We start from the raw sequence: 26,271 nt of genomic DNA on the forward strand, positions 1-26,271 counted from the left end.
TCAGTATGGTAATTTAACAATGGTAATAATTGACCAACTATATTACACACGTTTAATGATTTGTACATTGGTGCCTTAAGTTTTGGTTATGTACAAATAAGATTTAAACGGAGGAAAAACCAAAGGAGGAAATAGAATGTCAGTTATATCAATGAAACAATTATTAGAAGCTGGAGTTCATTTTGGACACCAAACACGTCGCTGGAACCCGAAAATGAAAAAATACATTTTCACAGAAAGAAACGGAATTTATATTATCGATTTACAGAAGACGGTTAAGAAAATTGAGGAAGCATATAATTTTGTAAGACAATTATCTGCTGACGGAGGTACTGTTTTATTTGTTGGAACAAAAAAACAGGCACAAGAATCAGTTCGTGAGGAAGCAAATCGTTCTGGTATGTTTTATGTAAACCAACGTTGGCTTGGTGGGACATTAACAAACTTCCGAACTATCCGTAAAAGAATTAATCGATTAAAAGATATTGAACGTATGGAAGAAGACGGTACATTTGACGTACTTCCGAAGAAAGAAACTGTAGAATTACTAAAAGAAAAAGAACGTCTATTGAAATTTTTAGGCGGAATTAAAGATATGAAAAAATTACCGGATGCTCTATTTGTAATCGACCCACGTAAAGAGAGTATTGCAATTGCTGAAGCACGTAAGTTGAACATACCGATTATTGGAATTGTTGATACAAACTGTGATCCAGATGAAATCGATTATGTAATACCGGCTAATGATGATGCGATTCGTGCGGTTAAATTACTAACATCTAAAATGGCAGATGCAGTTGTAGAAGGAAGACAAGGCACTGAAATAGATGAACAAGAAGAAGTGGCAGAAGAAGCTACTCAAAATAAAGAAGAAAAAGCAGAAGAAGTTGCTGTAGAAGAGTAAGTTGGTAGAGGTGATAAGGGGATAACCTTTTATCACCTTTTTTACAGATTAGTTGTTTTGGAAAATGTCTTAAATGACTACAATGATAAAAAACATAGGAGGATTATTCAATGGCTATTACTGCAAAAATGGTTAAAGAATTACGTGAAAAAACTGGTGCAGGTATGATGGATTGTAAAAAAGCACTAACTGAAACAAATGGTAATATGGAAGAAGCTATTGACTTTTTACGTAAAAGTGGTGCTGCACAAGCTGCCAAAAAAGCTGGCCGAATCGCTGCAGAAGGGACTACTTTTATTGAAATAAATGGGAACGACGCTGTTCTTTTAGAAGTTAACTGTGAAACAGACTTTGTTACAAAAAATGAAAACTTCCAATCTTTAGTTGCTGATCTTGCAAAACATATTGTTAATGAAAAACCAGCGAACTTGGATGAAGTGCTTAAGCAAAATCTAGCTGATTCAAACCAAACTGTTGAAGAATATATTAACTCAGTCGTAGCAACAATTGGTGAAAAAATTACATTACGCCGTTTTGCTTTACTAAGTAAATCAGATAATGATGTATTTGGTTCATACCTTCATATGGGTGGTCGCATTGGTGCACTTGTTTTATTGGAAGGAACAAATGACGAAGAAGTAGCTAAAGATGTTGCAATGCATATTGCGGCAGCAAACCCTAAGTACGTTGCACGGGAAGATGTAGCAGAAGATGAGGTTAACCGTGAAAGAGAAATTTTAAAAGAACAAGCACTAAATGAAGGTAAACCTGAGCATATTGTTGAAAAAATGGTCGAAGGTCGCCTAGGTAAGTTCTTTGAAGAAATTTGTCTACTCGATCAACAATTTGTAAAAGATTCTGATGTAAAAGTTAAAAAGTTTGTTGCAGATAAAGGGGCAACTGTTAAGCAATTTGTACGTTACGAAGTTGGAGAAGGTATTGAGAAGAAAGAAGAAGACTTTGCAGAAGAAGTTATGAGTCAAATGAAGAAATAATCCAAATGAATAGGGAGCACAATGGTGTTCCCTATTTCTTCATGATATAATTACATAGATCATTATATTTTTTTGGAGGTTATTATGACGGCGCGTTATCGAAGAATTGTATTAAAGTTAAGTGGAGAAGCTCTTAGTGGAGATAAAGGATATGGAATTGAGCCTTCCGTAATTCAATCAATAGCTAGGCAAGTAAAAGCAGTTGCGGAATTAGGGATTGAAATTGCTATTGTTGTTGGCGGTGGTAATATTTGGCGCGGTAAAGTTGGTAGCGAAATGGGAATGGACAGGGCTAATGCGGACTATATGGGAATGTTAGCAACTGTGATGAATTCTCTTGCTCTTCAGGATAGTTTAGAATCGATGGGTATACCGACAAGAGTACAAACTTCTATCGAGATGAGACAAGTTGCCGAGCCTTATATTAGAAGAAAAGCAATTCGACATTTAGAAAAAAAACGCGTTGTAATTTTTGCTGCGGGTACTGGAAATCCTTACTTTTCGACTGATACAACAGCTGCTTTAAGAGCCGCTGAAATAGAAGCTGAAGTTATATTAATGGCGAAAAATAATGTTGACGGTGTATACAGTGATGACCCTAAAGTTAACAAACAAGCGAAAAAATATGATAAACTATCGTATATGGACATGCTAAATGAAGGGCTTGAAGTAATGGATTCTACTGCTTCATCTTTATGTATGGATAATGATATACCATTGATCGTGTTTTCAATTACGGAAGAAGGAAATATTAAAAGGGTTGTTGAAGGCGAAGTTCTAGGGACAACGATAAGGGGGAAATAAAAATGCCAAGTGATGTATTAAAAGCTATGCGTGATAAAATGGAAACGGCAGTTCAAGCTTTTAGTAGAAATTTAGCAACAGTTCGAGCAGGACGAGCGAATCCAAGTCTTTTAGATAATGTATTTGTTGATTATTACGGAGCAGCAACACCACTAAATCAATTAGCACAAGTGGGAGCGCCAGAAGCAAGATTACTTGTCATTACACCTTATGATAAGACTGCAATTGGGGAAATCGAAAAAGCGATCCAAAAAGCAGATCTAGGACTTTCACCATCCAGTGACGGTAATGTTATTCGAATAAATATTCCTGCATTAACGGAAGAAAGAAGAAAAGACTTAACAAAAGTAGTCGGAAAATACGCAGAAGAATCTCGGGTTCAAATAAGGAATTTACGCCGTGAAGCAAACGATCAACTAAAAAAGTTAGAAAAAGACGCAAGTATCACAGAAGACGAATTAAGAACGTATCAAGATAATGTTCAAAAAGAAACAGATAAATTTATCGAAGAGATCGATCAGCTGGCTAAAAACAAAGAAGAAGAAATTATGGAAGTGTAAAAATCGCCCTCTTGTTTTAAGAGGGCTTTTATTTCACTTTATAAATGATTATCGATTATAATTTTAAATAACAACTTAGGATTTCTACTCGAAATAACGTTAATTACATATTAATTATTGTAAATTTTCATATAGTATCATTAAGGATGAACACGCACTATAGGGGATTTATTGTAGTTATGTTAGAGTTTAATCCTTTTGGGGGACAAATGATGTCTATGAGGTTACCTTTTTTTAATAGTAAACAAACGCAAGACGAAATTATTATAGATAACATACCAAACCATGTTGCTATCATTATGGATGGAAATGGCAGATGGGCTAGCAAAAAAGGACTACCCCGAATTGCAGGACATAAAGAAGGAATGGATGTAGTTCAAAGAATTGTCCGTGCAGCAGTAAAGTATCAAGTTAAAATTTTAACGCTGTATGCTTTTTCGACAGAAAATTGGAAACGACCTAAGCTAGAAGTAGATTTCTTAATGAGACTCCCAAAAGAATTTTTACATATCTATTTACCTCAATTGATGGAAAATAATGTAAGGATAGATACGATCGGAGAATTTGATTCATTACCAGATCATACAAAAAAGGCAATTCAATATGCAAAAGAAAAAACGAAAAATAATGATGGACTTTTGCTGAATTTTGCTATAAATTATGGAAGTAGATATGAGATGGTCCGTGCGATGAAACATATAATTAGTGATATAGAAAATGGAAAAATCGATAAAGAATCTCTTGATGAAAATACGTTGACAAAATATTTATATACAAAAGATTTACAAGATCCTGATTTACTCATCCGTACTAGCGGCGAACAGCGATTAAGTAATTTTTTGTTGTGGCAACTAGCTTATTCGGAATTTTGGTTCACAGACACATTATGGCCTGATTTTAATGAGGAAATATTTAAACAAGCTCTCTGTGATTACCAAAGCCGAAAAAGAAGATACGGAGGCATATGAGGGAGTTGACGCTTTAGTGAAACAGCGATTGATAACAGCAATTATTGGAATAATTATTATAGTACCTATAATACTATATGGTAGCTGGCCTTTTTTATTAATCTCATACTTATTGGCTACCATTGCGTTATATGAGTTAATCCGGATGTATGGTTTTAAAGAGAATAATTTATATTTCATTGTATCAAGTATATTTCTTTGGCTACTAATTTATCCAGGAGAAAATATTACAGTGTCAAATCTTGTCCTAACTAAATACGATATTATTATGCTATTTGTTGTTATCCTTTTAGTTATGACAGTAATTTCAAAAAATAAATTTACGTTTGACCAAGCAAGTTTTTTAGTGTTTTCTACGCTTTATATCGGTACAGCATTTTATTATTTATTAATAACAAGGCTAGAGGGATTAAATTATTTTTTATTTATTTTATTTATTATATGGGCAACAGACACAGGTGCTTATTTTATAGGAAAATATTTTGGAAAAAGAAAGTTATGGCCTGAGATTAGCCCAAATAAAACAATTGGAGGAGCTTTGGGCGGTATTATAATCGCTTTAATGGTATCCGTTGTTTTTCAACTAGTTTATCCTTTCGATAAATCGTTTTTAGCAATTATCGTCATAACTGTTGTGATATCCATTGTTGGACAACTAGGAGATCTAGTTGCCTCAGCGATAAAGCGACATTATGATGTGAAGGACTTTGGGAAAATTTTTCCTGGGCATGGTGGTATTTTAGATCGTTTAGACAGTTTATTATTTGTTTTAATTGTTTTGTATATTATTCAGTTTTTTTTAAGCAGATAAGAAAGCATCAAACTTTCTTGACTCACATATGTGCAACTAAGGATTGCACTTACTTAGCATAAGTGCAACATCACCTCTGTCTTTCGCCGGGAAGGCCGACTAAGAACAGGCTCTCTGCCTAACCGTCGGCATCCCCCTAGTGATAAGGGCATGTTTACTTTAGCGATAAGTCAAGTTTTCTGAGGTGTTGACCTAAAAAGGTATGGTGTTTTAGCTTTTTACGCTGAAAAAGGAGTGTTTTTTTTGACTACGGTTATAGCGTTTATATTAATGTTTGGACTGCTTGTTTCTGTTCATGAATGGGGTCATTTAATTTTTGCCAAAAGGGCTGGAATGTTAGCAAGAGAATTTGCGATAGGGTTTGGACCTAAAATCTTTTCATTTACTAGAAATGAAACATTATATACAATCAGGTTGTTACCAATTGGTGGGTATGTACGTGTTGCCGGAGATGATCCGGAAATAATTGAATTAAAACCTGGTCATCATATTGGACTTGAGTTTAATGACGAAGGAAAAGTAAATAAAATAATTGTTAACAATAAAGACAAACATCCTAATGCCCATTTAATTGAAGTGGAGTCCGTTGATTTGGATCATGACTTATTTATTGATGGTTATAATGTTGGTGATGAAACAAATGTACAACGTTTTGCCGTAGATAGAAAAGCATTTTTTATCATGGATGAAAGAGAAACCCAAATTGCTCCGTATGATAGACAATTTGCATCAAAAACGGTCGGACAACGAGCGATGCAGTTGTTTGCGGGTCCGATGATGAATTTTATTTTGGCAATTATCATTTTTATCATTATTGGCCTCGTACAAGGTATTCCTTCTGAACGGGTCATCGGAGAAGTTCAGCCAAACAGTCCTGCAGAAGAAGCGGGAATTCAACCTGGTGATGAGATTATTCAAGTCGAAGGCAGTTCTGTTACAGCATGGCAGGATTTTACATCTATCATTCAGGCAAGTGCAGGGCAAGAAGTTGATATCACTGTTAAACGAAATAATCAAACAGAGACACTCACTGTTATACCAAAGGAAGTAATACTTGAAGATATCGATGAAGAAGAAGTAAAAATCGGTCAAGTTGGTGTGTTACCAGCGTATGAAAAATCTTTTGTTAAAACATTAAAGCATGGATTTTTACAGACTTTTGAAACAACAAAATTAATTTTAACAAATTTATTTATGTTAGTTACTGGACAATTATCGATTGAAATGCTGTCTGGTCCAGTAGGTATTTATGATGTTACCAATCAAGTAGTTCAAACAGGATTTATGAATTATTTGATGTGGACGGCAATGCTTAGTATTAACTTAGGGATCATTAACCTTGTGCCTCTTCCCGCACTTGATGGTGGGAGATTGTTGTTTATCGCCATCGAGGCTGTACGCGGAAAACCAATTGCTCCAGAAAAAGAAGGATTCGTTCATGTAATTGGTTTTGCTTTATTAATGCTTTTAATGATCGTTGTTACATGGAATGATATTCAACGGTTGTTTTTATAATTAATAATGCATCGTTAGACAAGCAAATTTATATGTTATTATCTACTTAGAAAGAAATCGTTGGAATGGCTTTCTTTTCACTTCATGGAAGTGGTGCCTTTTTTCAACGATTTTCTCGCCTTTCGATCAATCCATATAGAGGATGTTCAAAAAGTTCGGTAAAAATGACACTGCATTAGGGGAACTTCGACTAAATACCGACACGTCCTGTGTCGAACGTCGAAGTCACCATATCCTGTGGAAGCTTGTTGGCTTGTTTCTCCGCTGCTCGAAACTGCGCCGCCTCGAACTTCCGACGCACAGGACGTGCTAGTGTCAGCGCCTTTAGCCGACGGATCCTTTTCATTCTCCTTTTTGAACACGTACTTATATTATATTTGTCCCCATTATTTTTATATTTTTATTGGAGGAATCGACCATGAGTCTTTCATATGAGAAAAAGATGGAAATACTATTAGAGCAACTGCGTTTTCCAGACCAAATAAAAGATACTTATTTTAAGTCGAGTGAGCTGCGCAAATTAGTTGTTTATAAAAAAAGAAAGATTTGGCATTTTCATGTTTGGGTGGAAGCAGTTTTGCCTTTTGAAATATATCGTCATTTTTATGATAGTTTACAAGAATCTTTCCAAGAAATAGCAGCAGTCCAATTAACAATTGAAACTGAAAATCAACATTGCAATGAGACGGAACTAATAAATTATTGGAACTATTTTCTAAAGAAATTTCCAGCAATCTTACCTAACCATTTGGAAATATTGAAACAACTGCCGAAAATAGAAGACAACATCATGATATTTAATGTTAAAACAGAAGCTGAAGCTGTATCTTTAAAAAGAAAAGTTGAAGAAGGATTTCAAAAATATTGCCAGCACATCGGATTAAAAAAATATACGTTAAACTTTCATATAAATACAGAAAAACAAGAACTGGAAAACTTCCGTAAACAAACAATCGAAGAAGATAAACAATTTGTTTTAAATGCTGTTAAGCAACAAAAAGAAAGACAAGAACAAAAGGATAATTTCACGAAAGCGGTCGAATTTAAAATCGGTTATGATATTCCTGATGATGTTGTTAAAATGGAAGAAATAACGGAAGAAGAAAAAAGAATTGCGGTACAAGGATATGTATTTCTGTCGGAAGTTAGAAAATTGCGTTCAGGTAGGAGTCTTCTAATTTTAAAAGCTACGGACTATACAGATTCACTTGAAATAAAGATGTTTTCTCGTAATGATGAGGATGAAGCTGTTTTTGGACAGGCAAAAGAAGGTATTTGGATTAGAGCACGTGGGCGAATCCAAACAGACCTTTATTCTAATGAATTAACGATGATGGCAAATGATATTCAGCAAGTAAGTGTTGAATTGCGGATGGATAAAGCAAATGAAGGTGAAAAGCGGGTTGAACTCCATGCCCATACAACGATGAGCCAATTAGATGCCGTCGTCAGTCCAACACGGCTCATTTCCCAAGCTGCAAAGTGGGGACATTCCGCCATCGCGATTACAGATCATGCTGCTGTTCAAGGGTTTCCGGAAGCTCATTCGGCGGCAAAAGCGAATGATATTAAAGTAATCTATGGTGTCGAAGCAAATGTTGTTGATGACGGAGTTCCTATCGCTTATAACAGTACAGATTTATTATTAAAAGAAGAAACGTATGTCGTTTTTGATGTTGAAACAACAGGACTTTCTTCCGTTTATGACACGATAATAGAACTTGCTGGTGTGAAAATACGAAATGGTGAAATTATTGACCGATTTGAAAGTTTTGCTAATCCACACCGTTCTTTACCTGAAAAAATAATCGATATTACAGGAATTACTGATGATATGCTTGTAGGTGCACCAGAAGTAGACGATGTACTAAAGAAATTTCATGAGTGGGTGGGAGACAGTACTTTAGTCGCTCATAATGCCACGTTTGATATCGGTTTTTTAAATCAAGGATATACCAAAATTAATTATCCTCGAATAAAAAATCCAGTCATCGATACACTTGAACTAGCACGATTTCTTTTTCCGGAACTTGGTAACCATCGTTTGAACACATTATGTAAACATCTGGATGTTGAATTAACGCAACACCACCGGGCTATTTATGATGCAGAAGCGACAGGATATTTATTTTGGAAATTAACAGAGCGTTTAGAAGAAAAAGAGATAAATAATTTGAACCAATTAAATGATCATATCGGCGAAGGAGATAGTTACCAGCATTCAAGACCGTATCATTGTATTCTTCTCGCTAAAAATGAAATAGGATTAAAAAATTTATATAAATTAATTTCTTATTCGCACACAGAATATTTTTATAGAGTTCCGCGGATTCCACGTTCTCTACTTACTAAAATGAGAGAAGGATTATTCATTGGCTCTGCTTGTGATCAAGGAGAAATATTCGAGACATTAATTCAAAAATCCGTTGATGAAGCCGAAGAAATAGCCGATTTTTATGATTTCCTAGAAGTACAGCCTCCAGAAAATTACTATCACCTGATTGAAAGGGAGATTGTACAGACCGAAGCACAAATTATTGATATTATTCGAAACATTATTGAACTCGGTAAACGAACGAACAAAATTGTAGTAGCTACTGGGAACGTTCATCATATTGAGGATCATGAAAAACAATATCGGGAAATTTTAATTGCCTCACAGAAAGGGAATCCATTAAATCGAGTAACATTACCAAATACACCATTTAGAACAACAAATGAGATGTTAGATTTATTTTCATTTCTAGGTGAAGAAAAGGCTTACGAAATTGTAGTCAAGAATCCTAATCAAATTGCTGAAGAAATTGAGCGAATATCACCAATAAAAAGTGATCTATTTACACCTAGTATTGAAGGCGCGGAAGAAGAAATTAGAGAGCTTACATATAATACAGCACAATCAATTTATGGCAATCCATTACCCGAGATTGTTGAAGCAAGGATTAAGAAAGAGCTTGACAGTATTATTGGTCATGGTTTTGCCGTCATTTATTTAATCTCACATAAACTTGTAAAAAAATCATTAATCGATGGTTACTTAGTTGGTTCTAGGGGTTCAGTCGGTTCCTCGCTTGTTGCAACGATGACCGAAATTACTGAGGTAAATCCGTTACCTGCTCATTACGTTTGTAGGAAATGTCATTATAATCAGTTTTTTACTGATGGCACGTATGCAAGTGGCTTTGATCTACCTGATAAAAACTGTCCAACTTGCGGTGAGCCTTTAGAAAAAGACGGGCAAGATATTCCCTTTGAAACGTTCTTAGGATTTAAAGGAGACAAAGTACCGGATATAGATTTAAATTTCTCCGGAGAATATCAGCCAATTGCACATAATTATACAAAAGAATTGTTTGGGGAAGATTATGTATATAGAGCGGGTACAATTGGAACGATCGCAACAAAAACGGCTTATGGGTATGTAAAAGGCTTCGCAACAGATAAAAATATTCATTTCAAGGGTGCAGAAATTGACCGGCTCGTCCACGGTTGTAGTGGAGTAAAGCGGACGACAGGCCAACACCCGGGAGGAATTATCGTTGTTCCAAATGATAAAGAAATATACGACTTTACGCCGATTCAGTATCCGGCAGATGATCGAAATAGTGAATGGAAAACAACTCATTTTGATTTCCATTCAATTGAAGACAATTTATTAAAATTGGATATACTAGGTCATGATGACCCAACTGTTATAAGAAAACTGCAAGACTTAAGTGGAATTGATCCAAAAGAAATACCAATTGATGATGAGGAAGTAATGAAAATATTTTCAAGTACCGAACCACTTGGAATAAAACCGGAACAAATTGATTGTAAAACAGGTACATTAGGTGTACCTGAATTTGGAACAGCCTTTGTTAGACAAATGTTAGAAGAAACAAAACCAAGTACATTTGCAGAGCTTGTAATTATTTCAGGACTATCGCATGGTACAGATGTGTGGCTTGGAAATGCTCAGGAATTAATTAATGATGGGATTTGTGAAATTGGGGATGTAATTGGTTGCCGTGATGATATTATGGTATATTTGATGCAAAAAGGGTTAGAAGCCTCCTTAGCTTTTAAAATTATGGAATCAGTCCGTAAAGGAAGAGGCTTGCAAGATGAATGGATAGATGAGATGCGCAAGTCTAATGTACCTGAATGGTATATTGAATCGTGTAAAAAAATAAAGTATATGTTTCCAAAAGCACACGCAGCAGCATATGTCCTTATGGCGGTAAGAATTGCTTATTTTAAAGTTCATTATCCCATCTTCTTTTATTCAGCATATTTTTCAATTCGAGCAAGTGATTTTGAATTAGATACGATGGTTAAGGGATCCGAGGCGCTTAGAAATCGAATTAATGAGATTAAGGGAAAAGGAAATGATGCTCCACCTAAAGAAAGAAGTTTGTTAACCGTATTAGAAGTAGCGCTAGAAATGTGTGAACGCGGGTATAGTTTTCAAAAAGTAGATTTGTATCGTTCAAGTGCAACAGAATTTATAGTGGATGGAAATACGCTAATTCCTCCATTCAATGTAGTCGATGGGCTAGGAACAAATGCAGCAATCAATATTGTAAAAGCACGCGAAGATGGAGAGTTCCTGTCAAAAGAAGATTTACGTGAAAGAAGCAAGATCTCTAAAACCGTTCTTCAATACTTAGATGCACATGGTTGTTTGGAAGGAATGGAAGAAGAAAACCAACTTTCTCTCTTTTAAATTGAAACAGTTGTTTTCGAACAGAAACTATGTTATACTGACACAGGAATGTCGTAAAAATGCCGAGTAAAAAGAGTGGGTTTTCCCACTCTTTCTTCTATAATCAACACACTTCTTTCCCCTTGCCATCGATTCGGCGGGGGTTTTATCTTTACGGCGTTGTTAACCCACCCGCCTTATAGCGAACTTTTGAAAGTGAATCAAACATTTACGCTATTCAACGTATCTTTATTATGTTAATTAAAAAATGAAAAATTATATTTTGTTCATACTAAGATAAATGATACATAGAGGAGGAATCGATATGGCAGAGGCAATATTAACAGAGGTTAAGAAGTTAGTGGAACCAATTTTAAGCGAGCGTAAGTTGACACTAGAAGATATTGAGTATGTTAAAGAAGGTAAGGATAACTTTTTACGGATCTACATTGATAAGGTGGGTGGTGTTGATTTAACGGAATGCAGTATTGTGTCAGAACGTTTAAGTGAAAAACTTGATGAACAAGATCCGATAGAAGGAACTTATTTTTTAGAAGTTAGTTCACCAGGTGCTGAAAAACCGTTAAAAACACCAGAAGATTTTAAAGCGAACATTGATCAGAATATTTATGTTTCTTTATATGTTCATATCGACGGTGAAAAAGAATATGAAGGAATTTTAAAAGATTTCTCGAATAATGTTGCGACAATTGATTACAAATTTAAACATCGCATAAAGCAAGTTCAAATACCTTATGAAAAGATTGCAAAAGCAAGACTTGCTGTGATGTTGTAAAAGGGGGATGAATAGAATTGAGCAGTGAGTTGTTCAGTGCAATAGATTATTTAGAAAAAGAAAAAGGGATCGATAAAGCTACGCTGTTGGATGCATTAGAGGCTGCATTGATATCTGCGTATAAGAAAAATTTCAAATCAGCTGGCAATGTATCCGTAAAGTTTGATGAAGAAGAAGGGACCATGCAAATCCACGCTAGAAAGACAGTTGTCGAGGAAGTGGAGGACGAGCAAGAAGAAATTTCATTAGATGAAGCTAAGGAAATAAACTTAGGCTATGAAATAGGAGATATCGTTGAAATAGAGGTTACACCAAAAAACTTCGGTCGCATTGCTGCTCAAGCTGCAAAGCAAGTTGTTACCCAACGCGTTAGGGAAGCAGAGCGCGGCGTTATTTATAATGAATATGCTGACCGAGAAGAAGATGTTATGACAGGAATTATCCAAAGAATCGATCCTAATTTTGTTTACGTTGATTTAGGAAAAATCGAAGCGAAATTGGCAAAACAAGAGCAGATTGCAACGGAAGAATACCTTGTACATGATCGTATAAAAGTTTTTGTTACGAAGGTAGAGAATACAAATAAGGGACCGCAAATTTTTATTTCTCGCTCCCACCCGGGCTTATTAAAACGATTATTTGAAATGGAAGTACCGGAAATATATGAAGGTATTGTGGAGATTAAGTCAATTTCAAGAGAGGCCGGAGACCGTTCCAAGATTTCTGTATATGCTAGTAACCCTGATGTCGATCCTGTTGGCTCATGCGTAGGACCTAAAGGGCAGCGAGTTCAAGCAGTTGTGGATGAATTAAATGGTGAAAAAATTGACATTGTGGAGTGGTCAGAAGATCCTGTTATTTATGTTTCTAACGCTTTAAGTCCATCGAAGGTGATCGACGTTCTCGTTGATGAGGAAAATAAAGCAACAACTGTCATTGTTCCAGATTATCAATTATCCCTTGCAATCGGAAAGCGTGGGCAAAACGCTCGTTTAGCGGCTAAATTAACGGGATGGAAAATTGATATAAAAAGTGAAACAGTAGCAAAAGAAGAAGGATTATTAACAGAAGGAACTGAAGATGATAATTTCTTATCGAATGAGTTCGAGGAAGATCATTTATTAGGGGAAGAAACAGCTAATGAAACGTTGCTTCTAGATGAAGATGAGCGTTTGCTACCTGATGAAGACGAAGAAGCAGATCACAAAGATAATTCTTTATTCGATTAATGGGGGGATTTTATCATGACAAAGAAACGAAAAATACCTCAGAGAAAATGTATCGTGACAAATGAATTAAAACCGAAGAAAGAAATGATCCGAATCGTCAGAAATAAAGAAGGGGAAGTTTTTATCGATCCTACCGGTAAGCAAAATGGTAGAGGAGCCTATATTTCGATTGATAAAGAAGTGTTTGAAGAAGCTGAGAAAAATAACGTTTTAGAAAAAGTATTTAAAGTAAAAATAGATCCCAGTTTGTATGCAGAATTAAAAGAGATTATAGGCGAATAAAGATGAAAAACAATTATTTAAATATTGTTGGCTTAGCTTATCGTGCTAGGAAATGTTCAACTGGGGAAGACACTATTATCTATGACATTAGAACAAACAAAGCAAAGTTAGTACTAATTGCAAATGATATTAGTGAGAGTACGAAAAAGAAACTAACTGATAAATGTAATACTTTTCAAATTCCTTATATAGAAGTAGATAATCGGACTATTTTAGGTAGTGCTATAGGAAAATCAGATAGAGTTGCCGTTGCTATTCTTGATGAAGGATTTGCAACGAAACTAAAATGTCTACTTCTATAAATATTTGTGGGGGTGAACGTATGGGTAGAATGAGAATATATGAGTATGCTAAGAAAAATAATGTGACAAGTAAAGAAGTAATTGATCAATTGAAAAATATGAACATCGAAGTATCTAATCATATGTCTTCTATTACTGCGGAGACGATCAATAAATTAGATAAAACGTTCAATAAAACAGAACATAATGAAAAGAAACAAGAGAAACAAAAAGTGGATTCCAATAAAGCCACAATCACGAAAAAACAGACTGGTGACAAGAAACAAAAAAATCGCCCAAAACCAAAGCAACAGCCAAAACAAAAAGGAAAACAGCATAAGAAAAACCAAAAGAATAAGAAAAGTAATAGTGAACAACAAGTCAAGTCTCAACATGAAACTCCGAAGCATATCGTGTACAGTGAGACACTAACTGTAAATGATTTGGCTGACAAACTTCATAAAGACGTTTCTGAAATCATTAAAAAATTAATGTTCTTAGGAATTATGGCGACCAAAAACCAGGATTTAGATGATGATGCGGTTGAATTAATTTGTAGTGATTACGGAGTAACGGTAGAAAAAGAAATTATTCTAGAAGACACAGATTTTGAGAAATACCGTCAAGAGGACAAGGAGCAAGATTTACAAGAACGTCCTGCAGTGGTAACAATTATGGGACACGTTGACCATGGTAAAACAACATTATTGGATTCCATTCGTCACACGAAAGTAACGGCAGGTGAAGCCGGTGGTATTACCCAACATATTGGTGCATATCAAGCCGAAAGCAATGATAAAAAAATTACTTTCTTAGATACTCCCGGCCACGAAGCTTTTACAAGCATGCGATCCCGCGGAGCTGAAGTAACGGATATTGCAATTCTAGTTGTAGCTGCAGATGATGGTGTAATGCCACAGACTGTAGAGGCAATAAACCATGCTAAAGCTGCTGGTGTTCCAATTATTATTGCTGTAAATAAAATGGATAAAGAAACAGCAAATCCAGATCGTGTGATGCAAGAATTAACTGAATATGAGTTGATTCCAGAAGATTGGGGCGGAGATACAATTTTTGTACCAATCTCAGCAATTCAAGGGGAAGGAATTGACGAGTTACTTGAGATGGTTCTATTAGTTGCGGAAATGGCAGAATTAAAAGCAAATCCGAATAAACCAGCATTCGGAACAGTTATAGATGCGCAATTAGACAAAGGGCGCGGGGCTGTTGCAAGTCTTTTAGTTCAAGATGGAACGCTTTCTGTCGGAGATTCTATCGTTGTTGGTAACACGTATGGCCGTGTTAGAGCAATGGTAAACGATGTCGGACAGCGTATTGAAAAAGCAGAACCATCAACACCTGTTGAAATTACCGGTCTTAATGCAGTACCTCAGGCAGGAGATCAGTTCTTAGTATTTGAAGATGAGAAAAAAGCAAGACAGATTGGGGAAACAAGACAGCAACAGCATATTGTTGAAAGTCGTGGCTCCCAGACTAAAATTAGTTTGGACGACTTGTTTGAACAAATTAAACAAGGTGAAATGAAAGATTTAAATGTTATAATTAAGGCAGATGTTCAAGGATCCGCGGAAGCTTTAGCTGCTTCTTTAAGAAAAATAGAAGTAGAAAATGTAAATATTAATATCATTCACTCTGGCGTTGGCGCAATTACTGAATCTGATATTATTCTTGCTTCCGCTTCAAATGCTGTTGTCATTGGCTTTAATGTTCGACCTGATGTGAATGCACAAAAAGCAGCCGAATCTGAAAAAGTGGATGTTCGTCTCCATAGAGTTATATATAAAGCGATCGAAGAAATGGAAGCGGCAATGAAAGGATTACTTGATCCAGAATATGAAGAAAAAGTAATCGGGCAAGCGGAAGTAAGAGAAACGTTTAAAGTATCCAAGATCGGTACCATTGCAGGAAGCTATGTAACCGACGGAAAGATAACACGAAATTCTAGTGTGCGATTAATCCGTGATGGTATTGTCTTATTTGAAGGTGAAATACTAGCATTAAAACGTTTCAAAGATGATGTAAGAGAAGTTGTCCAAAACTACGAGTGTGGAATTACAATTAAAGATTTTAATGATATTAAAGTTGGAGATATTATCGAAGCATTTGTCATGGAGGAAATTGACAGAACATGATCGTATATGCAGAAATAGAATGCAAAATTTACAATACACATTCTTTAAAAGAGAAACGTTCTGTTATCAAACGATTAATTGCAAGAATTCGAAAAGACTTTAATGTCTCTATTTCAGAAATTGAGTTTCAGGATTTATGGCAACGAACGAAGCTTGCAATTGTCACAGTGGCGAATGAATTATTATACGCCGAAAAAATCATTCAAGAAGTGATCAAAGTAATTGATCATGATCCGGGTCTAGAAAGAACAATTACGACGATTGACCGATTATAAATTGGCTTTCTATCATGTCATAAATTTGGGGTGAAAGAAATGGAAAATATGCGAACGAATCGTGTGGCCGAACAAATGAAAAAAGAAGTAGGCGATATTTTAAATCGTCAAATAAAAGACCCCCGGGTTGGGTTTGTTACGGTGACAGATGTTGAACTTACAAATGATTTGCAACATGCTACCGTTTTTATCTCTGTGCTTGGAAACGAAGATGAAAAACAAGCCACTCTTGTCGGTCTGTCCAAAGCAAGTGGATTTATTCGTTCCGAGCTAGGGAAACGGATCCGTCTAAGAAAAACTCCGGAAGTTGTTTTTCAATTTGATGAAGCACATGAGTATGGCAATAAAATTGACTCCATTCTCCGCAAATTAAATAAAGAATAATAAAAATCTGACCCTACTTTTAGTTAATGGATGGGTCAGATTTTTGTCCGTTTTTTTAGGAAAGGGGAAGCAAAGATGTTACATGGCATCTTACCGTTATACAAACCTAAGGGGTTTACGTCTCATGATTGTGTTATGAAAGCTAGGAAGTTATTAAAAATAAAAAAAATTGGACATACAGGTACGTTAGATCCGAATGTGGAAGGTGTTCTGCCAATTTGTATTGGTGAGGCAACAAAAATTATTCCATTTCTGTTAAGTTTACAAAAAGTTTATATTGCTGATGTAAGCTTAGGAAAATCAACGACTACGGAAGACAGTGATGGTGAGGTAGTGGAAGAAAAGCCTGTTATTCATCCACCTTCTGATAATGAGGTCTATCACGCATTAGAGCAATTTAAAGGAGAAATTAAACAAACTCCTCCTATTTACTCAGCGGTGAAAGTAAAAGGAAAACGATTGTATGAATACGCAAGACAAGGAATAGACGTAGAACGTCCAGAAAGACATGTAACGATTTATGATATTGAAAAGTTAGCTCTGTCCGAGCGAAAAGAAAATACTATTTTTCGGATAAAAGTTACTTGTTCAAAAGGTACTTATATTAGAACATTATGTGTTGACATTGGAAAAAAGCTCGGTTTTCCATCCCATATGTCCTATTTACAACGAATTGAAAGTGATACAATTACATTACAGGAAACCGTCACCTTTACAGAAATTGAAACTAAGTTAAATGAGGGTAAGATAGATGAATTAATTTTGCCAATTGAAAGAGGAGTAAAGCATTTACCTAGTTTCGAAGTTGATGCAAAGATAAGAACAAAAATTTTACAAGGTCAAAAACTTCCTATTTCGGAAAAAGTACCAACAACGAGTCCCTTTAAAGTAATGTATAATAATAAATTATTAGCTATTTATGAAAAACATCAAAATAATGAACACGAAATAAAACCTGTTCGGGTTTTTAATGTTCATAAGAACGTAGGTGAATAATATGAAAACGATAAAACTAACCTATCCACATCATTTGAAAAAGGAAGATTTACCTGAAACGATTGCCGCTATTGGATTTTTTGATGGGATACATAAAGGTCACAAAGAGGTTATTACAGATGCTGTACATAAAGCGAGAGCACAACAAAAAGAAAGTGCGGTAATTTCCTTTCATCCGCATCCTTCTGTTGTTTTAAACAGCCCAGATAAACCGGTTCAATATATTACTACGATTGCAGAAAAAGAAGCACTTTTAAAGGAAATTGGAGTGGACAGGCTCTACTTAATTACATTTAATAAAGAGTTATCCGTTCTGTCGAAAGAAGCATTTATTGACCATTTTATTATTGGCTTACATATTAAACATCTTGTTGCGGGATTTGATTTTACATTTGGACACAAAGGTGCAGGAAATATGGAAAATATAGAAAGCATCTCTAAGAACAAATTTAAAGTTACATCGATCGATCCTGTTAAAGAGGAAAACGAAAAAGTAAGTTCTACTAGAATTCGTACATTATTATCTTCTGGGGACGTTTCTAAAGTAAATGAATTACTTGGTCGACCGTATGAAAGTACGGGGATTGTAATTGAAGGAGACAAACGAGGACGAAAGTTAGGGTATCCAACTGCTAATCTTAACATTGACGAAGAAAAATTATTACCCAAACAAGGAGTCTACGCTGTAAAAGTTAACTATCAAAATACCATCTATGAAGGAATGGCGAATTTAGGTGTAAAGCCAACATTTAAAACAGGTGATTTAAAACCATCTGTTGAGGTTTATATTTTTGATTTTGAAGGTAATATATATGGTGAAAGCATTTCAGTCTTATGGTATCAATTTATAAGAGATGAAATAAAATTTAATGGCCTAAATGAGCTAATCAAACAGCTTAAAGATGATGAAGCGACAATTCAAAATTATTTTAGACAATCTGATCATTAAATCACTTGCAATTTGTCGTTAAACAAGTTAATCTATACTTTGTGGAACCTTCGCTTGGCAAATCGTTTCTCCAACGTTTGCTAGGGGAATGGGGATATAGAATAGTTACTAATAGGAGGTGTGCCAATATGGCAATTTCAAAAGAACGTAAAACAGAGATTATTAATGAATTTAAAGTACATGAAAACGACACTGGTTCTCCAGAAGTCCAAATTGCAATTCTTACTGATGAAATTAATAATTTGAACGAACATTTACGCATCCATAAAAAAGATCACCATTCACGTCGCGGTTTATTAAAAATGGTTGGTAAACGTCGTAACTTATTAAATTATTTACGTGAAAGCGATGTTACCCGCTATCGTGATGTTATTCAAAAGCTAGGCTTACGTAGATAATGCGAAGTTAAAAGGCTTAAAAAGCAGGAGAAATCCTGCTTTTTTTTATAAAATGCATAAATGAATGTTTTACATATTTAACAACTAGTTTTAGCATTCATTTATTAAATTTCGTTAAATTACCTATACTATGACAAGGATACGTTTACTTTTATTTATAAAACCGATAAAATATTAACAGTAGTAGCACTGAAAGGAGTACAATTAGATGTCAGAAGCAAAACAAGTTTTCTCTACTACCATAAATGGAAAAGAATTCATCGTTGAAGTAGGAGAATTGGCCAAACAAGCAAATGGGGCTTGTATGATACAGTATGGTGAAACTTCTGTATTAGCGACAGTAACAGCTTCAAAGGAACCTAAAGACTTACCATTTTTCCCGTTAACTGTAAATTATGAAGAACGTCTTTATGCTGTTGGAAAAATTCCTGGCGGTTTTATTAAACGAGAAGGTAGACCAAGTGAAAAGGCTATTCTATCTTCAAGATTAATTGATCGTCCAATTAGACCACTATTTCCAGATGGATTCCGCAATGAAGTTCAAGTAATTAGTACTGTAATGAGCGTGGATCAAGATTGTTCCAGTGAGATTGCAGCAATGATTGGTTCATCAATCGCATTATCGATTTCAGATATTCCATTTAATGGACCGATTGCCGGAGTAAATATTGGTCGAGTAGACGGAGAATTTATTATTAATCCATCCGTTGATGAGCAAGAAAAAAGTGATTTAGAAATAACGGTTGCTGGTACAAAAGATGCGATTAACATGGTAGAAGCTGGAGCAGATGAAATATCAGAAGATGTAATTCTCGATGCGATTATGTTTGCTCATGAAGAAATTAATCGTCTTGTTCGATTCCAAGAAGAAATTGTTGAGAAAGTCGGCGTTGTAAAATCAGAAATTGAAGTATTTGAAATTGATGCTGAAATAAAACAAGATGTTGAAAGTAAAATAAAAGAAAAACTTGATGAAGCTATTCAAGTAAAAGAAAAACACGCAAGAGAAGATGCCATCCAAGCAGTTAAAGAAGAGACGCTCTCTATGTATGATGAAGAAGATGAAGAGACAATTAAACATGTAAAACTAACGTTAGATCATTTAGTAAAAGAAGAAGTTAGACGTTTAATTACAGAGGAAAAAATTCGTCCAGACGGTAGAAAAACGGAGGAGATCCGACCACTTTCTTCGAGAATAAATATTTTACCTAGAACGCATGGATCCGGTCTGTTTACTCGTGGACAAACGCAAGTGCTAAGTGTTTGTACGCTCGGTGCATTAGGCGATGTGCAAATTTTAGATGGACTAGACCTAGAAGAATCGAAACGATTTATGCACCATTATAATTTCCCGCAATTCAGTGTAGGTGAAACTGGACCGATAAGAGGCCCAGGTCGAAGAGAAATTGGTCACGGGGCATTAGGAGAACGAGCGTTAGAAAAAATAGTTCCATCGGATGAAGAATTCCCTTATACAATCCGTCTTGTCTCTGAAGTGTTAGAATCAAATGGTTCTTCTTCCCAAGCGAGTATTTGTGCAAGTACGTTAGCAATGATGGATGCAGGTGTCCCAATAAAAGCACCAGTAGCAGGAATTGCAATGGGACTTGTAAAAAATGGTGAAAATTATTCGATTCTTTCAGATATCCAAGGGCTTGAAGACGCACTTGGGGATATGGATTTTAAAGTTGCTGGTACAGAAAAAGGTATTACTGCCATCCAGATGGACATTAAAATTGAAGGATTATCTAAAGAAATTTTACAAGAATCGTTAGAACAAGCAAGAGTCGGTCGACTAAAAATATTAGAATCGATGATGGAAACAATTAATAAACCGAATAAAGAGTTATCGGAATATGCACCAAAAATTATTACGATGAAAATTAATCCTGATAAAATTAGGGATGTAATCGGACCAAGCGGAAAACAAATCAACCAAATTATTGAAGAAACAGGCGTAAAAATTGATATTGAACAAGATGGTACAGTCTTTATCGCTTCGACGGATCAAGAAATGAATGAAAAAGCGAAGAAAATAATTGAAGATCTTGTTCGAGAGGTTGAAGTTGGACAAATCTATTTAGGAACAGTAAAAAGAATTGAGAAATTTGGAGCTTTTGTTGAACTGTTTAAAGGGAAAGATGGATTGGTTCATATTTCACAACTTCAAGATAAGCGAACAAATAAAGTAGAAGATGTTGTTTCCATTGGTGATAAAATTATGGTGAAAGTAAAAGAAATTGATCAACAAGGTAGAGTAAACTTATCCCGAAAAGATGTCCTAAAAGAGGAACGAGATAGTAAAGAAAAACTGAAGTCTAAATAATGAAGCGTATTAAATAGAAGCTGGAAACCCAGTTTCTTTTTTAATTGCTTGGGAAATTATAAAATTGTAGGCTGGTTGTGGGAATAGCCATGCCCGGCTCCAGCGCCTTTGTTCTTTCAACTTTCGGTACAAGTCATATAGGTATCCTCTCTGTCATAAGCTTAGACAAGGGGTGATGTCTATGAAAGTAGTAAAAAAATTAAACTTGTACGCTATCTTACTTCTATTAATTGTTTTAACTGTTATTATCGCACCAAAAAACAATTTTTTGTTTAATAATAGCGCCATCTTTGTAACAAAGGATAATGATAAATTATTAGAAGAAATTAAAGCAAGTACAAAAAAGTATAATGAAGAACCCCAAGATGCTTATATTGATCGGGTTTGGAAAAAAACACCTGCAAGAAATGGACGAAAAGTGAATATTAAAAAGTCGTATGATACGATGAAAAAGCAAGGCTCCTTCGATGCATCCATGCTTGTGTTTGATGAGGTTAAACCCTCCGTTTCACTAAATGATTTACCTGCTTCTCCTATTTACAGAGGACATCCAGAAAAAGAAATGGTTTCCTTATTAATAAATGTGTCTTGGGGAACGGAATATATTCCCGGAATACTAAAAATATTAAAAAATGAAAATGTAAAAGCAACTTTTTTTATTGAAGGAAAATGGGCGAAAGAAAATAAAGATATCGTTAAGATGATACATGAAGAAAACCACGTCATTGGAAATCATGCCTATAACCACCCTGACATGGCTAAAATGTCCTCAAGTGAGATACGGGAACAAATCGAACAAACGAATGACATTATTGAAGCGATTATTGATGTAAAACCTAAATGGTTCGCCCCACCCAGTGGAAGTTTTAATGATAATGTTGTCAACATTGCTCACGACCTTGATATGGAAACAATTTTATGGACAGTTGATACGATAGATTGGAAGAATCCATCTGTTTCTGTTATGATTAACCGAGTTATCAACAATATTCATCCTGGAGCAACCATATTAATGCATCCAACGGAACCTGTTGCACAAGGATTAGCTCCATTGATACAAGAGATAAAGCAAAAAGATTTAAGTATTGGAACAATTGAAAGTTTATTGAATGAAAATAGATAATACATAATTGGAATACAGGGGGAAGCACGATGATCGAAACTTACAGAAGCAAAAACGGCCTTCGAATCGTATTAGAATCTGTCCCAACAGTACGTTCTGTAACGATAGGTATTTGGGTACGTACTGGTTCAAGACAAGAGACAGAACAAAATAATGGGATATCACATTTTTTAGAGCATATGCTTTTTAAAGGGACAAAAAATCGAACTGCTAAAGATATTGCAGAAGCATTTGACTCTATCGGTGGTCAAGTAAATGCTTTTACTTCAAAAGAATATACCTGTTTTTATGCTCGAGTTGTCGATACTTATAAAGAACATGCGCTTGAAGTGTTAACAGATATGCTTTTTAATTCAACATTTTTAGAGGACGAAATTGAGCGTGAGAAAAAAGTTGTTATGGAAGAAATTAAAATGTATGAAGATACCCCAGATGATCATGTTCATGACTTATTAGCAACTGCTTCTTTTGGTAATCATCCGCTTGGAAGACCAATTATCGGAACAGAAAAACAAATAAAGTCGTTTACAAGAAAAACATTAATCGATTATATGAAAGAATTTTATACACCGAAAAATATCGTAGTTTCAGTTGCTGGAAATGTTGAGCATGACTTTATTTATAAGATTGAGAGTCTTTTCAGTACCTTTAAAGATTCTAATCGTAGTTTTAAAAGTGGAAAGCCGACGTTCCTTGCAAACAAAATAATTAAAAATAAAGAGACGGAACAGGCGCATCTATGTTTAGGTTATCAAGGACTTGCAATTAATGATTCTAGAATTTCAGCAATGTTAATCATAAATAGTATCCTTGGTGGGGGGATGAGTTCTAGGCTGTTTCAAGAAGTAAGAGAAAAACATGGATTAGCATATTCTGTATTCTCCTACCATGCTGCTTATTTAGACTGCGGTTTATTAACCATTTATGCTGGAACAAATAAAGAGCAACTCAACCTTTTACAAACGACTATTAAACAAACAGTTCAGCAATTGGCGGAAAAAGGATTAACAGATAAGGAATTTATGAATAGTAAAGAACAATTAAAGGGCAATATGATGCTTAGTTTAGAAAGTACGAATAGCAGAATGAGCAGGAATGGAAGAAATGAATTATTGTTAGGAAAACAACGTTCATTAGACGATATTATTAATGACATCGATGCAGTAGACCGAAGTACAATAAATGAAGTTATGGAGCAATTGTTTTTACAAGATTATGCGGAAAGTATCATCGTACCTTAATCAATATTTCTACCTGTTGTAAAATTACGTACAGGAGGGAAAATTATGCGTTATAAGGATATAAGCGGTAAAGAAATTATAAGTATAAACACTGGAGAGAGACTCGGTGTTTTGGGACAAACGGATTTACAAATAAATACTGAAACCGGGAAGATAGAATCGTTTATTATTTCAAGTTATAAATGGTTTGGCTTGAAAAAAGAAGAAACAGAATCGGTAATTACATGGGATATGATTAAAAAAATTGGTGAAGATATTATTTTAATTGAATTTGATGAATAATAAATATGGTGACTGAGAAAAAGTGTTCTAGTCACAGAGAAATCCGAACTATCAAACAGGCTTTTTTAATTAAAAGTTTGTATTAGTTCGGATTTTTTGTTCTTATACTACTATCCATAAAATGTGCAGTAACTTTAGGTTAATTTGCTCTGTAAATATCTAAACAAAGTTGCGATGTATATACCGCTTCGGCAGAATACTTCGCTTTCCGTGGGCACGGCCTCAGCCTCCTCGCGGAAGAACCACCGCTGCGGGGTCTTCGGACTCGTGCTCTTCCCACAGGAGTCTACGTATTCTGCCTACGCTAGTATGAATTCTCAAATTAAAGAATTGTCTTTTGTCCAATAAATCTATCCCAGCGGAGCATTCCTGTAATTAAAGGAATTTGAAGGTTGAACAAAAAAGAGCCCTCTTGGTATAGTTAGGGTGTCAATGCATTGACCCTAAATAAAATACCAAGGAGAGGACTCAAATGAATTATAATCTAAATCACAAATTATCACAAATTACTCCACATACTTTAATTGTTGGAATCGATATTGCTAAAGAACAACACGTAGCACGTGCACTAGATGATCGAGGTTTCGAATTCGGGAAGAGATTGGTCTTTGATAATCGCATACATGGCTTTGAACAGCTTTTAAGTTGGATTTCCAGGCTACAAAAGAAGCATGATAAAAGTGATTTAATTATTGGTGCAGAACCAACTGGACAGTTTTGGCTAAGTCTTGCTTATTATTTAAAAGCTAAAGACATTAACTTTGTGCTGGTTAACCCTATGCACGTTAAAAAGTCCAAAGAGTTTGATGATAACTCACCATCGAAAAATGACACCAAGGATGCGCGTGTCATTGCACAGCTTGTGAAGGATGGGCGATACTCTGTACCTAACCTTCTCGATGGCATTTATGCAGAATTACGAGAAGGAATCAAATTAAGAGATCAGCTTACCAAGCAACTAATCGTCATTGATGGGCGCATTCAAAACCATATCCAGCGATATTTCCCGGAGTTTAATGATGTATTTAAAGAATGGGATGGTAAAACCGCGCTATTTACGTTACGGGAGTTTCCTTTTCCTTCGGACATTCGCCAAATGACTCCAGAAGAAATAGTAGCTCAATGGAGAACCGTAATCAAAAGTGGAATTGGTATCAAACGAGCCACTTTATTAGTGGAAATGGCTAAGAACAGCGTTGGCATCGAAGTTGGATTGCGTTTCGCTAGGAAAGAATTACAAAGCCTCCTAGACCAATATGAGTTGCATCATAAACAATTAGAAGAGCTGGAAGAAGAAATCACAGAACTAATGGAAGATATACCTGGAGCCAAAGAAATGATAGCTATCAAAGGGCTTGGAGAGATGACAGTAGCCACCTTTTTATCAGAAGTTGGGGATCTCGCTAACTATCAGCATCCGCAACAATTGGTGAACTTGGCAGGATTGTCGTTACAGCAACATAGTTCTGGTAAATTCAAAGGGCAAACTAAAATAAGCAAACGAGGACGAAAGAAATTGCGAAAAGCCTTATATATAGCGATAAGACCTCTTGTGGCCAATAATCCAACGTTTAAGGCGCTGCACAAGTATTATACAACCCGTCCCACCAACCCACTCAAGAAACAACAATCACTTATTGCGTTGTGTGGGAAGCTAATACGTGTACTGTTCGCAATTGGTAAAAAGCAGTGTGAATTTGATGGAAATAAGTTATTAAAGGGAATACCTCAAATCGAAACGTTACAGGTAGCTTAGGCTTTATGAAAGAAATTAATAGATCAATGTTTTTGTGTTTCTAGACTGAACAAACACCAACAATGCAGAGTCGGAGTTCATTTTTTTCAGTACGGGCAATATGACCCAGCAGCGGAGCTTTTCCGACCTCCACCTTGTGGATACGCAGGACGAAGGAATGTATGGATAACAATCCCGAGAGAAATGGGAGGGTGAGCGACCACAAATTGTGTGGAGAATGAAGCATGGTTATATACAATTCATTACCAAATATTAACAATTTGGTCGTTAGGATGGGGTTAACCATGTTTGAAAATTCAGTCTCCTATCTTTGGTTATGTATCACCCAATACAAATCAGTATAGATGTTAGTGAAATTCTAAGAAAACAGAAGCATTTTGAAGATAAATGGACTTTATAGAGGGAGGAAATACATGGAGACTCCTGGTCGGCTAGAGGCGGTCACGTCCTGTGGTTCTACGCCGACATTAGGACGTCCCGTGACGTCATCGACACTAGTACGTCCTGTACGTCGGAAGGCTCATCAGCCGCCTGCGGAAAGCGGAATGTATTTCCG

Annotated in this window: 23 protein-coding genes; all 23 read left to right on the plus strand. The window is 35.5% G+C overall.

Going from position 1 to position 26,271, the window contains the following annotated elements; genetic code table 11:
• The first annotated feature begins 136 nt into the window (after positions 1-136).
• The 23 genes from rpsB to ACPYKA_RS06125 all read left to right on the plus strand — a co-directional run bounded on the left by rpsB (position 137) and on the right by ACPYKA_RS06125 (position 25,715).
• Positions 137-904 (plus strand): 30S ribosomal protein S2, encoded by a 768-nt coding sequence (gene rpsB, locus ACPYKA_RS06015; protein WP_479541458.1) that lies wholly within the window; start codon positions 137-139, stop codon positions 902-904.
• 110 nt (positions 905-1,014) lie between these two features.
• Positions 1,015-1,899 (plus strand): translation elongation factor Ts, encoded by an 885-nt coding sequence (tsf, locus tag ACPYKA_RS06020; RefSeq protein ID WP_479541459.1) that lies wholly within the window; start codon positions 1,015-1,017, stop codon positions 1,897-1,899.
• A gap of 81 nt (positions 1,900-1,980) precedes the next feature.
• Positions 1,981-2,703: a UMP kinase gene (gene pyrH, locus ACPYKA_RS06025; RefSeq protein WP_479541480.1), complete on the plus strand. Its 723-nt coding sequence runs from the start codon at positions 1,981-1,983 to the stop codon at positions 2,701-2,703.
• 2 nt (positions 2,704-2,705) lie between these two features.
• Entirely contained in the window at positions 2,706-3,263 is a 558-nt protein-coding gene (gene frr / locus ACPYKA_RS06030) for a ribosome recycling factor (protein WP_479541460.1), read from the plus strand.
• A 212-nt stretch (positions 3,264-3,475) separates the two neighbouring features.
• Positions 3,476-4,231 (plus strand): isoprenyl transferase, encoded by a 756-nt coding sequence (locus ACPYKA_RS06035; protein ID WP_479541461.1) that lies wholly within the window; start codon positions 3,476-3,478, stop codon positions 4,229-4,231.
• A 16-nt stretch (positions 4,232-4,247) separates the two neighbouring features.
• Complete coding sequence (locus ACPYKA_RS06040; RefSeq protein WP_479541462.1) at positions 4,248-5,042, plus strand: phosphatidate cytidylyltransferase; 795 nt, start codon at positions 4,248-4,250, stop codon at positions 5,040-5,042.
• Positions 5,043-5,285: 243 nt separating this feature from the next.
• On the plus strand, positions 5,286-6,557 hold the full coding sequence (gene rseP / locus ACPYKA_RS06045) for an RIP metalloprotease RseP (protein ID WP_479541463.1): 1,272 nt from the start codon (positions 5,286-5,288) through the stop codon (positions 6,555-6,557).
• 418 nt (positions 6,558-6,975) lie between these two features.
• Complete coding sequence (locus ACPYKA_RS06050; RefSeq protein WP_479541464.1) at positions 6,976-11,265, plus strand: PolC-type DNA polymerase III; 4,290 nt, start codon at positions 6,976-6,978, stop codon at positions 11,263-11,265.
• 304 nt (positions 11,266-11,569) lie between these two features.
• Entirely contained in the window at positions 11,570-12,040 is a 471-nt protein-coding gene (rimP, locus tag ACPYKA_RS06055; protein ID WP_479541465.1) for a ribosome maturation factor RimP, read from the plus strand.
• Between the two features lie 17 nt (positions 12,041-12,057).
• A complete protein-coding gene (gene nusA / locus ACPYKA_RS06060) occupies positions 12,058-13,269 on the plus strand; it encodes a transcription termination factor NusA (RefSeq protein WP_479541466.1) in 1,212 nt (403 codons plus the stop codon).
• A 15-nt stretch (positions 13,270-13,284) separates the two neighbouring features.
• Positions 13,285-13,551, plus strand: coding sequence for an RNase P modulator RnpM (gene rnpM, locus ACPYKA_RS06065; RefSeq protein ID WP_479541467.1), 267 nt, complete (start codon positions 13,285-13,287; stop codon positions 13,549-13,551).
• Positions 13,552-13,553: 2 nt separating this feature from the next.
• Positions 13,554-13,853 (plus strand): YlxQ family RNA-binding protein, encoded by a 300-nt coding sequence (locus ACPYKA_RS06070; protein WP_479541468.1) that lies wholly within the window; start codon positions 13,554-13,556, stop codon positions 13,851-13,853.
• Between the two features lie 20 nt (positions 13,854-13,873).
• Positions 13,874-15,985 (plus strand): translation initiation factor IF-2, encoded by a 2,112-nt coding sequence (gene infB, locus ACPYKA_RS06075; protein ID WP_479541469.1) that lies wholly within the window; start codon positions 13,874-13,876, stop codon positions 15,983-15,985.
• Positions 15,982-16,260: a DUF503 domain-containing protein gene (locus ACPYKA_RS06080; protein WP_479541470.1), complete on the plus strand. Its 279-nt coding sequence runs from the start codon at positions 15,982-15,984 to the stop codon at positions 16,258-16,260. The genes infB and ACPYKA_RS06080 overlap by 4 nt, the downstream gene beginning before the upstream one ends.
• Positions 16,261-16,299: 39 nt before the next feature.
• The gene (rbfA, locus tag ACPYKA_RS06085) at positions 16,300-16,644 is read left to right on the plus strand and encodes a 30S ribosome-binding factor RbfA (RefSeq protein ID WP_479541471.1); all 345 of its coding nucleotides are present in this window, start codon (positions 16,300-16,302) and stop codon (positions 16,642-16,644) included.
• A gap of 75 nt (positions 16,645-16,719) precedes the next feature.
• Complete coding sequence (truB, locus tag ACPYKA_RS06090) at positions 16,720-17,640, plus strand: tRNA pseudouridine(55) synthase TruB (protein WP_479541472.1); 921 nt, start codon at positions 16,720-16,722, stop codon at positions 17,638-17,640.
• 1 nt (position 17,641) lies between these two features.
• A complete protein-coding gene (locus ACPYKA_RS06095) occupies positions 17,642-18,589 on the plus strand; it encodes a bifunctional riboflavin kinase/FAD synthetase (protein WP_479541473.1) in 948 nt (315 codons plus the stop codon).
• A 128-nt stretch (positions 18,590-18,717) separates the two neighbouring features.
• Positions 18,718-18,987 (plus strand): 30S ribosomal protein S15, encoded by a 270-nt coding sequence (gene rpsO, locus ACPYKA_RS06100; RefSeq protein ID WP_479541474.1) that lies wholly within the window; start codon positions 18,718-18,720, stop codon positions 18,985-18,987.
• A gap of 208 nt (positions 18,988-19,195) precedes the next feature.
• Positions 19,196-21,313 carry a polyribonucleotide nucleotidyltransferase gene (pnp, locus tag ACPYKA_RS06105; protein WP_479541475.1) on the plus strand — a complete coding sequence of 706 codons (2,118 nt, stop codon included), beginning with the start codon at positions 19,196-19,198 and terminating at the stop codon, positions 21,311-21,313.
• Positions 21,314-21,488: 175 nt separating this feature from the next.
• The gene (locus tag ACPYKA_RS06110; protein WP_479541476.1) at positions 21,489-22,436 is read left to right on the plus strand and encodes a polysaccharide deacetylase family protein; all 948 of its coding nucleotides are present in this window, start codon (positions 21,489-21,491) and stop codon (positions 22,434-22,436) included.
• A gap of 29 nt (positions 22,437-22,465) precedes the next feature.
• Entirely contained in the window at positions 22,466-23,677 is a 1,212-nt protein-coding gene (locus ACPYKA_RS06115) for a M16 family metallopeptidase (RefSeq protein WP_479541477.1), read from the plus strand.
• A gap of 45 nt (positions 23,678-23,722) precedes the next feature.
• Complete coding sequence (locus ACPYKA_RS06120; RefSeq protein ID WP_479541478.1) at positions 23,723-23,959, plus strand: YlmC/YmxH family sporulation protein; 237 nt, start codon at positions 23,723-23,725, stop codon at positions 23,957-23,959.
• A 472-nt stretch (positions 23,960-24,431) separates the two neighbouring features.
• Positions 24,432-25,715 (plus strand): IS110 family RNA-guided transposase, encoded by a 1,284-nt coding sequence (locus ACPYKA_RS06125; RefSeq protein ID WP_479541479.1) that lies wholly within the window; start codon positions 24,432-24,434, stop codon positions 25,713-25,715.
• Positions 25,716-26,271 lie beyond the last annotated feature (556 nt).

This window comes from Pseudogracilibacillus amylolyticus (SeqCode), assembly GCF_051918545.1.
In the GTDB taxonomy this organism is placed as follows: Bacteria; Bacillota; Bacilli; order Bacillales; family Amphibacillaceae; genus Pseudogracilibacillus.